The 12,215-nt window shown below is 32.6% G+C and carries 11 protein-coding genes and 1 tRNA gene; all 12 read left to right on the top strand.

What is annotated here, in order from left to right:
• The first annotated feature begins 3 nt into the window (after positions 1–3).
• Entirely contained in the window at positions 4–1,122 is a 1,119-nt protein-coding gene (csaB, locus tag IMX26_RS09225; RefSeq protein WP_195158100.1) for a polysaccharide pyruvyl transferase CsaB, read from the top strand.
• Positions 1,115–1,858 carry a WecB/TagA/CpsF family glycosyltransferase gene (locus tag IMX26_RS09220; protein WP_195158099.1) on the top strand — a complete coding sequence of 248 codons (744 nt, stop codon included), beginning with the start codon at positions 1,115–1,117 and terminating at the stop codon, positions 1,856–1,858. Before csaB ends, IMX26_RS09220 begins: the two co-directional genes overlap by 8 nt.
• A gap of 60 nt (positions 1,859–1,918) precedes the next feature.
• Complete coding sequence (locus IMX26_RS09215) at positions 1,919–2,749, top strand: transketolase (RefSeq protein WP_195158098.1); 831 nt, start codon at positions 1,919–1,921, stop codon at positions 2,747–2,749.
• On the top strand, positions 2,742–3,677 hold the full coding sequence (locus IMX26_RS09210) for a transketolase family protein (RefSeq protein ID WP_195158097.1): 936 nt from the start codon (positions 2,742–2,744) through the stop codon (positions 3,675–3,677). Before IMX26_RS09215 ends, IMX26_RS09210 begins: the two co-directional genes overlap by 8 nt.
• A gap of 22 nt (positions 3,678–3,699) precedes the next feature.
• Positions 3,700–4,242, top strand: coding sequence for a PspC domain-containing protein (locus IMX26_RS18290; RefSeq protein ID WP_347707856.1), 543 nt, complete (start codon positions 3,700–3,702; stop codon positions 4,240–4,242).
• A gap of 328 nt (positions 4,243–4,570) precedes the next feature.
• Positions 4,571–6,544 (top strand): S9 family peptidase, encoded by a 1,974-nt coding sequence (locus tag IMX26_RS09195; RefSeq protein WP_195158096.1) that lies wholly within the window; start codon positions 4,571–4,573, stop codon positions 6,542–6,544.
• A 263-nt stretch (positions 6,545–6,807) separates the two neighbouring features.
• The gene (locus IMX26_RS09190) at positions 6,808–7,473 is read left to right on the top strand and encodes an AroM family protein (protein WP_195158095.1); all 666 of its coding nucleotides are present in this window, start codon (positions 6,808–6,810) and stop codon (positions 7,471–7,473) included.
• Between the two features lie 23 nt (positions 7,474–7,496).
• A complete protein-coding gene (locus IMX26_RS09185) occupies positions 7,497–8,174 on the top strand; it encodes an AroM family protein (protein ID WP_195158094.1) in 678 nt (225 codons plus the stop codon).
• Between the two features lie 175 nt (positions 8,175–8,349).
• Positions 8,350–9,153 (top strand): HAD family hydrolase, encoded by an 804-nt coding sequence (locus tag IMX26_RS09180; protein ID WP_195158093.1) that lies wholly within the window; start codon positions 8,350–8,352, stop codon positions 9,151–9,153.
• Between the two features lie 399 nt (positions 9,154–9,552).
• Positions 9,553–10,242 carry a polysaccharide deacetylase family protein gene (locus IMX26_RS09175; RefSeq protein WP_195158092.1) on the top strand — a complete coding sequence of 230 codons (690 nt, stop codon included), beginning with the start codon at positions 9,553–9,555 and terminating at the stop codon, positions 10,240–10,242.
• A complete protein-coding gene (locus tag IMX26_RS09170) occupies positions 10,235–10,756 on the top strand; it encodes a hypothetical protein (protein ID WP_195158091.1) in 522 nt (173 codons plus the stop codon). The genes IMX26_RS09175 and IMX26_RS09170 overlap by 8 nt, the downstream gene beginning before the upstream one ends.
• A gap of 177 nt (positions 10,757–10,933) precedes the next feature.
• Positions 10,934–11,010: transfer RNA gene (locus tag IMX26_RS09165), tRNA-Arg, on the top strand.
• Positions 11,011–12,215: the final 1,205 nt, after the last annotated feature.

Below are 12,215 nucleotides of genomic sequence, written 5' to 3'. Positions count from 1 at the left end.
GAGGTGATTAATCTGACTAAAATATTACTATCAGGTTATTATGGATTTAATAATGCTGGAGATGAAGCTATTTTGTGTTCAATAATAGATGGTTTAAAACAAACTATTCCTAATGTTGACTTGGTGGTTTTATCGGGCAATCCAGAAGAGACAAGAAAACTGTATAATGTTAGAGCACTTAGTCGGGTAAACTATACTCGCTTAATGTTTGAGTTAAATAAAGCAGATTTATTAATAAGTGGTGGAGGCAGCCTGTTGCAAGACGCAACTGGCTCTTTAACCATTCCATATTATTTAAGTATAATAAAAATGGCAAAGCTAATGAAAGTTCCTATTATGTTCTTTTCTCAAGGAGTAGGGCCTGTTAATAGCAAAATGCTTGCGAATATGATTAAAAGAACATTAACTGGGGTAAATAGTATTACTGTAAGAGATCAGCAATCTGCGGACCTCTTACATGAAATTGGTTTATCTAATGTTAGACTAACAGCTGACCCTGTGTTTTTTTTACAGCCTGTAGCAAAACAACGGGTTAAAGAGATATTAATAGAAGAGCATATACCATTTAATGAAAATGGACCATGGATTGGAGTGTCTGTAAGGCCTTGGCAAGGCCAAGAACACTATGTTAAAGAAATTGCCAAGGCACTAGATGAAATAATTAAAAAATATAATGCCCAAATAATATTTTTACCGTTTGAACATAGCAGAGATTATGAGGTTGTTTTGCAAGTAAGTAATTTAATGAATGAGTATAGCCATGTTTATATTTTGCAGAACCAATATCGCGCAGATGAGTTACTAGGAATTTGTCAGCAACTAGATGTAATGATAGGCATGAGATTACATTCATTAATATTTGCTGCCCGCCAAGGAGTAAACATCATAGGTATAAGTTATGACCCTAAAATTGACGCCTTTTTAGAGAGGCTTGCTAAAACAGCAATAGGAACTACTAAAGATTTAAAAGCAAGTAAAATTGTTGAGAATTTGGGTAAAATACTTAATGATGTTGAGGGTAATAAACAACAAGTTATTGAGAAAGCAACACAACTACAGCAAGAGGCATGGCAGGCAATTCAAATTGCAACAAGTTTAGCGTTGGGGGATTGTAATGATTAAAGACGTATGTATAATTAGTGATATTCCAATTTATAAGAGCACGCTGAAGAATACAGCACAATTAATCAACTCTTGGATAAATGAGGGCAAAATGCGCCAGCATATAGTTACAGCCAATAGTGAAGTACTATATAAAACCAAGAGCGATTTAAAACTAAAGCGAATTTTACAAAAGGCTTCCCTAGTTACTGCTGACGGTATAGGAGTAGTGTGGGCCTCTAAAATACTGGGAGACTCGCTACCTGAGCGAGTTACTGGTTATGATTTAATGCATGAGTTATTTAGCTTAATGAACAATACTGAAAAATCAGTATATCTATTAGGAGCCAAGCCAGAGGTAGTGTCAGCGGCTACCTTTGAAATAAAAAGATTGTATCCGGGTGTAGTTATTAAAGGTTATTCTGATGGTTATTTTGATAAAGAATTAGAAGTTGAAATAATTAATGATATAAAAGCCTTAGAGCCAGATTTACTATTAGTGTGTTTAGGTTGTCCAACTCAAGAGTATTGGATAAATGAAAACTTAGCTAAGTTACCAGTAAAGGTTGCTATTGGATTAGGTGGAAGCTTTGATCATTTAGCAGGTGTATTAAAAAGAGCCCCAGAGCGTTGGCAGAAAATGGGCATGGAATGGGCTTATAGATTGGTAACAGACCCTAAAAGAATAGGTAGGGCAACTGCTTTGCCTAAGTTTGGATTATCCATAATTAAAGATAAGTTTTTTGGAAATCATTGAAGAACTTAAGTAAGTATGTTAACTTATATACGTAAAAATAAACTAATGGAGGGATGTTCAATGAGTTATCAAAACGAAAAGCTTATGGATATAGCCCAAGAGATGCGTCGTAATATAGTATCAATGATTGGCGAAGCAGGGTCAGGTCATCCTGGTGGTTCATTATCTTCAGCAGATATAGTTACAGCGCTCTATTTTAAGTTAATGAATATTAAACCTCAAGAACCAGAGTGGGCAGAGCGAGATCGGTTTGTATTAAGCAAGGGACACGCAGCACCAGTATTGTATTCAGCTTTGGCTATGCGTGAATACTTTGATATTAAGGAACTTAAAACCTTAAGAAAACTAGGTAGCCCATTACAGGGACATCCAGATATGAAGAAACTTGCAGGTGTAGAGATGTCTACTGGCTCATTAGGTCAAGGCTTATCTACTGCTGTAGGAATGGCATTAGCAGGCAAAATTGATAACAAAGAATATTATACATATTCTATTCTTGGAGATGGAGAAGTTCAAGAGGGTCAAATTTGGGAAGCTGCAATGTTTGCTTCACATAATAAATTAGGTAAATTAATAGTATTTTTAGATTTTAACGGTTTGCAAATTGATGGCAAAGTTCAGGATGTTATGGGAATAGACCCATTACCAGAAAAATGGAGCTCATTTGGTTGGCATGTTTTAGAAATAAATGGACATGATTTTGAGCAGATTTGTAATGCTGTTAATCAAGCAAAATTAGTAGAAGATAAACCATCTATCATTATTGCAAGCACCATTAAAGGTAAGGGTGTTAGCTTTATGGAGAATGAAGCTGGTTGGCATGGTAATGCACCATCTACTGAACAAGTTACACAGGCTTTAAACGAATTAGGGGGTAAAAAACATGAGTAAAATGGCTACCAGAGAAGCATATGGTAAGGCCCTAGTTGAGCTTGGTAAAAACCATGAGAATATAATTGTTCTAGATGCGGATTTATCTAAATCAACTAAAACAGCCTTATTTAAAAAAGAGTTTCCTAATCGTTTTTTTAGTACAGGAATTGCTGAAGCTAATATGATTGGTGTTGCTGCAGGTTTAGCGGCAGCAGGTAAAGTGCCTTTTGTTAGTTCTTTTGCATTATTTGCAACAGGTAGAGCCTTTGAGCAAATTAGGAACTCAGTATGTTACCCAAATTTAAATGTAAAAATCGCAGCTACTCATTCAGGTGTAACTGTAGGTCCTGATGGAGGTTCGCATCAGTCTGTAGAAGATATCGCTATTATGCGAGCTATTCCTAATATGACAGTATTGGTTCCTGCAGACGGAGTATCAACTAAAAAAATGATTAAATTAGCTTATGAATTTGATGGTCCTGTTTATATTAGATTAGGTAGACCAAGTGTTGAAACAATATATAATGATGATGAATTTTTTGCAATTGGTCAGGCCAAACAATTAGCTAATGGACATGACGCTACTATTATTGCTTGTGGTTTAATGGTTCAGCAAGCAGTAGAGGCTAGTAAACAGTTAGCTAAAACAGGAATTAAAGTAAGAGTACTAGATATGACCACTGTTAAACCCCTAGATATAGGCGCTGTAATAAAAGCAGCAGAGGAAACAGGAGCAATTGTAACTGCTGAAGAGCATAGTGTTATAGGTGGCTTAGGTAGTGCCGTAGCAACACTTCTAGCAGAGCAAAAACCAGTACCAGTACAAATGGTTGGTGTTAGAGATAGATTTGGTCAGTCAGGTAGTCCCAATGAGCTACTAGTTGAATATAATTTAATGGCAACAGATATCATTGAGGCAGTTAAAAAAGTAATAAACAGAAAATAACAGCAAAAAGAGAGGGGTTTAAATGAATAAGCGCCTTTATAAGTCTAATAACGATAAAGTTATCGCTGGTGTTTGTGGCGGGGTAGCGGAGTATTTTGGAATAGATAGCGCTATAGTAAGACTAGGATTTGTTTTTGCAGCATTTGCATTAGGAACAGGTCTGGTGTTCTATATCTTGGCGGCAGTAATTGTGCCAGATAAACCTAGGGGAGCACGTCAAGGAGATATTACCAAGAAAAGAACTATCATAGAAGAAAATAAAACCGAAAATAGATATAGCTATGATCAAACTAGATACAGTTATTACGATACCCAAGAAAAGAACGATCATGAATATAATGAATATAACAGTGATAACAATGGTTATAACTATAACCCAGATAAAAAACTATATAGATCCAACAAAAATAAAGTAGTAGCGGGTGTATGTGGTGGTTTGGGAGAATATTTTAAAGTTGATCCCACAATAATAAGGATTGTAGCTTTATTGTTAATACTGGCGTATGGATCAGGATTTATTGTTTATATAATAGCTTGGCTTGTAATGCCAGAAAGAATACACTAACTAAAAGGATATTGCATAAATGCAATATCCTTTTTTGCTACTCAGATAGTCCTTTTAAACTTTAAGTACGCTAAAAAATTAATAATTATATAATAATTAGCTAAAAAAAGCAAAAGCATCTTAGCTAATTTTAGTATTAACTGAATAAGCATTTTGTAATTAGCTAAATTAATTATTATAATTAATCCAAAAAAAGTAGTTTATATTAAATCTAAATATAAATAGCAAAAAAAATAATAATATCTTATGTAAAAATAAAGGAGAAAATTACAACAAAAACGTATATTACTTATGGGCCATTTAAAAACAAACACAATGGAGGACTAAAATGAAAAAATCATACCTAACAATTGAAGAGGTTATATCTTTACCAACTTTACTTACATCAGCCGTTAGCAATAATGGTGAAAATATTGCTTACATAAAAAACACCACAGATTGGGATCAAAACCAATACAATAAAGAACTATGGCTTTATCAAAAAAGTCTTAAAAAATCAGTAAAAATATTTTGCGAACCAGTTTCTGGAGGCATTACTTGGTCTCCAAATAGTCAGTTTTTGGCTTTTTTAGCTTCAAAAGGTGAAAAAGATAAGAAAAAAACACAAATTTTCATATTTAATACCGAGGACTTTAGCTGTTATCAATTAACAAAATCACATGAAAGTGTTTCTAATGTTAAGTGGTCACCTACAGGAGATAAATTATACTTTTTAGCAGACAATAAAAAAGCAAAAGAAATTGAAGAACGAAATAAAACCTATGGTGAATTTTTATACATCAATGAAGAGCATACTTTTAATAGCCTTTATGTAGTAGATTTTAAACCAAATAACTTTAATAAATCTCCTAAAAAAGTTAAGCAAAATGAGGAGAAAGAAGAGTGTGAGTATCAAAAAATAGTTAGTGGAGAGTTTTACATAAGAGAATTTGTAATAGCGAATAATAACAACTTAATTGCTTATACTAAAACACCTACTCCACTTGTAGAAGAGTATTTAAACTTTCAAATAGTAATTAAGAACCTAAAAACAGAAGAGAGTAAAGAGTTAAAGTTAAATAATATAGTTGGAACTACATTGCTCTTTTCTCCAGATAGTGAACAGTTGCTCTTGAGATTATCTGTAAAAGAAAAAGAATACTATAATAATAATATTGATGAGTACAATTTATGTATCTACAACTTAAAAACTGAACAGCTAATACAACCCTTAAAAAATTCTGATTTAAACATTTATCCAATATCATGGAATGAAAAGAGCATATTAATAAAGTACCAATACAAGGCCAACTACATATTAGCTAAAATGAACGAACAAGGTGAAATTCAAAACCTTTATGGAGATGATGATTTATATGTAAGAGATGCTTCATCATCTAAGTGTGGTAATTATATTTGTTATATCAAAGCCAACTCAACTCAAGCCTTTGAACTTTACTTAAATGACGAAAAATTAAGTAATTTCTCACAGGTGTTTACAGGTCGTAAAATGTGTATTAAAAAGCATATTAGTTGGCAAAACTCCGAGGGCATTGAAATAGGAGGAGTTTTAACTCTGCCTGAAGACTTTGATAGCAATAAAATATATCCCTTATTGTTAAATATCCATGGAGGACCAAGGTGGGCATCATTTAAAGTACAGGCAATTAATAGACTTTATCCAATAGAGCAATTTATTGAAAAAGGATTTATAGTTTTAGAGCCCAATTATCGTGGAAGTACTAGCTACGGAAAGCAGTTTGAAACTGCTAACTTTCGTAAATTAGGTTTTGGAGATTATGATGATATTATCTCTGGAGTAGATTACTTAATAGAGCAAGGCTATGCAGATAAAGACAGAGTTGGGGTAATGGGTTGGAGTCAAGGTGGATACATATCAGCCTTTTGCTCAACGTATAGCAATAGATTTAAAGCCATTTCAGTTGGTGCTGGTGTAAGTGATTGGAAAACCTATTATGTTCAAACAGACATTCCTCTATTCACAAGAAGCTACTTAGGCTTTAATCCATGGCTAGATAAAGAAATATATCAGAAAACTGCTCCCATGACTTATCTTAAAACTGCTTGTACTGCTACTTTAATACAGCATGGTGACTCAGATCACAGAGTACCCGTTGCTAATGCCTATGAGTTATATCGTGGTTTGCAAGATATGAAGGTAGAGAGTAAGTTAATAGTATTTAAGGATATGGCTCATGGTCCAAATAAGCCAGGGTTAAATAGAGCTATAATGCATCAAAATTTAATTTGGTTTAGTCATTATATATTGGGTGAAAATTTAGAAAATTTAAAAAAACTATAAATACAAACTAAATTTAAAGTATCTTTTCATAAAATATATAAAAAATTAGCAAAAAAAGTTACAATATTAAAAAAAATACTTCAACTTACATGTAGTAATGGTGTATAATTCTTTAATGGCAAGGTTGTTTAAAATTGTTCTTTTAAACTTTTGTTAAAGAATAATATCTTAAATAAAAGTATTAAAATTATACATTAATTTATGTAAGTTGATAGTTTTTTTTCTATTAAACAGGGATAATCCTGAGAGGAGTCAAAAAGAAAGTGAAAAAAGTTGGGATGATTACTATAGGTCAGTCTCCAAGACCAGATGTTACATCTGAAATTTTCAGTAAATGCAAACAAAAGTTTGTACATATGGAAAGAGGAGTACTTGACCCTTTTACCTACGAGGAAGTAATAACAAAGTTTTCTCCTAATGAAAATAGTTTTACCCTAGTAACTAAAATGAAAGATGGTAGACAAATACGAGTATGTAGAGATAAAATACATAGTTTAATTCAAAGCTGTATAACTGAACTCGAGCAAAATGGTTGTGATGCTATAATTCTTTTATGTACAGGTATATTTCCGCATTATGAACACAGTGTTCCATTGTTTAAACCTTGTACTTTGTTAAGAAGCATAACCAGTGAGTTAATTGAAAATGGCCCCATTGGTGTAATTGTATCTGAACAGAGTCAAATTAATCTATGTAAAGACCAATGGATAAATCGCAAAATTCAAACAGTTATTGTGGCTGCGTCTCCATACGGTGATTTAACAGATATTGAAAAAGCTTCACAAATATTAGTAGAGACAAATGTGTCAATAATAATACTAGATAGCATTGGTTTTTCACAGGATATGAAACAACATGTAAGAAAAATCACTGGACGCCCAGTCTTATGTTCACGTACAATGGTAGGTAGGATTTTAGAAGATTTATAATACCAACGAATAGGAGATTAGGTATGGAGAAAATTAGAATTGGAGCTATTACTATTGGCCAAACACCACGAGTAGATATTACAGGGGATATAAGCAGTATATTAAACCCGCATATCGAAATAGTTGAATGTGGAGCAGTAGACAATTATTCATATGATGAAATTACTGAAAAATTTGCGCCAACTAAACATTGTAAGGTATTGGTTTCACGCATGCGTGATGGTAAATCGGTAACATTATCGGAGCAAAAAATACTTCCACTTGTCCAAAATTGTATAAATAAATTGCAAAATAATAATTGCAAAGCGATTCTAATGTTATGCACTAATGATTTTCCAGAATTTAAACATGATATACCCCTTATTGATCCTTCTAAAATATTAAATAGTATAGTATATGATTTAGTAGGTAAAGGAACTATAGGAAATATCTTGCCTTCTAAAAATCAAATAGAAAAAAACAACAAAGTCTGGAAAGCTTTAGGCATAACTGCAATATCAGTAGCTGCTTCTCCTTATGATTCAGAGAGTGATTTAGCAAAAGCTGTAACAGTTTTTAAGGATAACGAGATTAACTTAATTTATTTAAACTGCTTAGGTTACTCAGTTGAAATGAAAAATATGGTGAAAAAAATCACTAATAAACCTGTTATTTTGCCAAGAACAATTTTAGCCAGGATTTTAAATGAAATGTATCAATAAAAGAATAATCATAATAAAACTAAAGGGTTAACTAGAAAATTCTAGGCAACCTTTTTTGTTTTAATCTAGCAAAAAACTATTACTATACATAATTTTAGGCTATAATATAAAAATAATAAATATAAAAGCTTACGGTAAATATGCATTATATTTAAAAAATTAAGCAGGTAAAAAAATGAAAAAATCAATATTTATAGACTGTGACGATACCCTTATAGTACACGACAAAAACAAAAGTTATATACCAACTAGCTCTTATGAAGCCATAACCCAATTACATAAAAATGGTCACCGTATCACTTTGTCTAGTGGGCGATCACATTTTCAGGTTGAAAAATTAATGAAAGAACTGAAAATTAGTAATGCTGTATGTTTTAATGGGCACATGGTAATAGCTGAAAACAAAGTAATATATGATGACCCCATTAACTCAAATGAGCTACAACCAATTATAGATAATTTATTAAAGCAAAATAAATCCTTATATGGCTTAGATACTGATTATATCTATAGCAATGATCCTACTGGAGAAATAAGATTGTTTATACGAGATAAAATGAGGCCAGGACATGCTAACAGTGTTGATAGTTTTGAAAAGTACATTGTTCAGTTAGATAATCAGATGCGTTCATACTACTTTTTTATGATTTTTGGCTGTGAACTAAATAAAATCATTAGCGTTAATAAAAATAGTAAAATAAGCATTAAACATTGGAGCGATCAAATATTTGAGATACTCAACAAAGATATCTCTAAGTTTAGTGGTATAAAACAGGTAATTAACTACTTTAATGAAGACATAAATCAAACAATAGCTTTTGGAGATAGTTACAACGATCTAGAGATGGTAACTGGTACAGCATGTGGAGTAGCAATGGGTAATAGTCCAGATGCACTAAAAGAGGTAGCCGATTTAGTAACAGATACAATACAAAATGATGGATTTTATAAAGCTTGCAAAAAACTAAAACTAATATAAAAGGGTCGCTATGCGGCTCTTTTAACTTTTAAACTGCTTTTGAGATAACTTAGAGATAGTAAAAAAAATATAATAATATAAAATTTTTTTTTAAAAAGCGTTAATCCTCGCTTATAAAAGGGTAAATATACTACGCAGCATAATAATAATTATTATCATTAACAATAATTTGCCAAGCTATCGCATATTAATAAAGGAAAAGAAAAAAATGTGTTTAATTATTAATTATCTATAATTGGTAATTGATGTAGATTGATATTTTACTATATGTCAAACGCAAATAAAACTTACATCGATTGACATAAAAAAATAGTAAGAGTAGAATATACAATGCATATTGTCAAAGGGCATTTTCCACTATAAATTAGGTATATTGTGAGTTATTTGGGAGGTGTAGGGATGTCAATTTGGAATTCAGTTATTCTAGCTAGTACGGTATATAGTGTTATTCCCTCATTTTGGGACCGAGTACTATCTAAAAGAGTTATTCGTAAAATACCAAACACAAAGCAAATTGCTTTAACATTTGATGATGGACCAGACGAAAAATACACATATCAACTTCTTGAAACATTAGCAGAACAAGATGTTAAGGCAACCTTTTTTGTGGTTGGTGAAAAGGCCGCTAAAAATCCAAGTATAGTTAAAATGAGTCAAGCCTGTGGTCACGAAATTGGGTTACATTCTTATAGTCATAAATGCCATTGGCTAATGACTCCTAAAGCTACTAAAAAAGACTTTGAGCGAAGCCTAAAAACTTTGCAGGATATAGGGGTAGACCCTAAGTTCTTTAGACCACCTTGGGGATTATTTAATATGTTTACTGGTTATTATCTTAAAAAGTATGGTTTAAACGCCGTTTATTGGTCTAAACATGCTTTTGATTGGAGTAAATATGTTTCGGTAAAAGATATAAGAGAGTTATTAACAAACACAATAAAAGGTGGAGATATAGTTTTATTACATGACAGTAGTAAAGCCAAAGAAGCTCCGTTACGCACAATACAATCTGTTAAACAAGTCATTACCGAGCTTAAAGACAAAGGACTAGAATTTGTTACCTTAAGAGAGAGTGTTGGTTATGAGTAAAAAAATTTTTAGAGCACTACTTGTTCCATTTGAGTATGTGTTCTCTTTGTTTAATAATTGGAAACCGATACCTAACTCAGAGCAAAAAGTATTTTTAATTGATATTCATAACTATAAAGGAAAAGAGTACTTATTAAAGGATAATACAGTTATAAAAAAAGGTGATTTAGTGGCTGAGTTGCATGTGAATAATACCCATGTTATAGATTTAGATAACTCTATGGCAAATCTCTATAACCTTATCGACTATGAATTAAAACTAATAGCCAAAGCCCTAAATAAAGAGTATAAAGACATAAAAGCCTTTTATTGTGAAACAGTTTTGTATGCATTAATAAGCAGAAAAGGTTTTCAAACATTTAAATTAACTAATAGCCCTATAACTAAACTAAAAGGCTTTTGGTATAGAACCCTTAAAGACACGTTTTCTAGTAGTAAAAAGCCTGGTAAAAAACGATTACCAAGAAAATGTTTTATATCTGCTGAAAAGTTAAAGCAAATGTATGATAAATAAACAAATTAGTGTACATTAGCTTTAATGTGCAATTGACACAATTGCAATTGCAGTTTACAATATTATATGCTAATTAAATAACGTGCAACTTAAAAAAATAGAGTAACACTGTTTAAGTAGCTATATAGGATGTTGTTAGGGTGTTTAAAACCGTGGTCACATCTTAAAATAAAATATGTTTCCGTAGCTCAGCAGGATAGAGCGACTGCCTCCTAAGCAGTAGGTCGTGGGTTCGAATCCCGCCGGGAACGCCAACTAACGGGGCTGTCATTCGACAGCCCCATTGTGTATTCACTATTATTATGGTTTGGTAAAGTTATTCCTGTTGAGGCCAGATCCCACCGTGAGGAAAGCCAGACGCTTATAGTTAGAATATATATAGATACATTGAGGTTTGTTTGTAGTGAACGACCTCTGTGTCGTTCAAGTAAACAGCAATCGCACCAAAAAACCTCCAATTAAAAACACCCAGCAGACCTGCCATAAGGGACATTTCTTGATGGACTATTATTAAGTAACTTTATAGCTTATATCTCAATGTCTATTTGCATCGTGGTGGAAGGCTGTACGCGAATGATGTGTCCCGTATTAACAACTGGCTATTGTAATCCGTTTCTTACATAAAAACTAGCAAGCCGAAGGCTTGTGAAATCGATTATCTATATGCTCTGTGAAAAGCAAACACCTTTATAACAAGCCGTTTGTATAACTTTAGTCTTTAATTACAACAGGTGTCAGGCCTCTAGCTTATATCAAGTTATCCTATGTAAATTTAGGTAATAGATATTATTAAGTTCAAGCTAGTGTAAATGAGGCCAGACCCCACCGTGAGGTAAACTAGAGATTTTTAGGTTTTGCTTGTTAATAACCTTGTATATTTTTGATCATGTTACATAGTAACACTTCATGCCGATAGGCACTTCATTTTGTGAAGCAAAACTTCATACCGCAGGTACTTCATGTCACAACGTGACACTCTTCTGGACCCCACCAGCAGGTTAGCGATACAGCTTTTAGTTAAAATATATATAGATACATTGAGGTTTGTTTGTAGTGAACGACCTCTGTGTCGTTCAAGTAAACAGCAATCGCACCAAAAAACCTCCAATTAAAAACACCCAGCAGACCTGCCATAAGAGACATTTCTTGATGGACTATTATTAAGTAATTTTATATCTTAACTAGGTCTTTAATTACAACAGGTGTCAGGCCTCTAGCTTATATCAAGTTTTCCTATGTAAATTTAGGTAATAGATATTATCAAGTTTAAGTTAGTGTAAATGAGGCCAGACCCCACTGTGAGGTAAACTAGAGATTTTTAGGTTTTGCTTGTTAAGATAGGCACTTCATTTTGTGAAGCAAAACTTCATACCGCAGGTACTTCATGTCACAACGTGACACTCTTCTGGACCCCACCAGCAGGTTAGCCAGACGCTTTTAGTTAGTGTTTATTTAGATA

This window comes from Clostridium sp. 'deep sea', from assembly GCF_014931565.1.
In the GTDB taxonomy this organism is placed as follows: domain Bacteria; phylum Bacillota; class UBA994; order PWPR01; family PWPR01.
The sequence above is the reverse complement of the archived record's forward strand: the minus strand, read 5'-3'. Positions and strand labels throughout refer to the sequence as shown.

Excerpts from the sequence above, each read along its gene's own strand:
- IMX26_RS09215 (WP_195158098.1), top strand. The coding sequence starts at position 1,919 with ATGAGTTATCAAAACGAAAAGCTTATGGATATAGCCCAAGAGATGCGT.
- IMX26_RS09175 (WP_195158092.1), top strand. The coding sequence starts at position 9,553 with ATGTCAATTTGGAATTCAGTTATTCTAGCTAGTACGGTATATAGTGTT.
- IMX26_RS09180 (WP_195158093.1), top strand. The coding sequence starts at position 8,350 with ATGAAAAAATCAATATTTATAGACTGTGACGATACCCTTATAGTACAC.
- IMX26_RS18290 (WP_347707856.1), top strand. The coding sequence starts at position 3,700 with ATGAATAAGCGCCTTTATAAGTCTAATAACGATAAAGTTATCGCTGGT.
- IMX26_RS09195 (WP_195158096.1), top strand. The coding sequence starts at position 4,571 with ATGAAAAAATCATACCTAACAATTGAAGAGGTTATATCTTTACCAACT.
- IMX26_RS09210 (WP_195158097.1), top strand. The coding sequence starts at position 2,742 with ATGAGTAAAATGGCTACCAGAGAAGCATATGGTAAGGCCCTAGTTGAG.
- IMX26_RS09185 (WP_195158094.1), top strand. The coding sequence starts at position 7,497 with ATGGAGAAAATTAGAATTGGAGCTATTACTATTGGCCAAACACCACGA.
- IMX26_RS09220 (WP_195158099.1), top strand. The coding sequence starts at position 1,115 with ATGATTAAAGACGTATGTATAATTAGTGATATTCCAATTTATAAGAGC.
- IMX26_RS09170 (WP_195158091.1), top strand. The coding sequence starts at position 10,235 with ATGAGTAAAAAAATTTTTAGAGCACTACTTGTTCCATTTGAGTATGTG.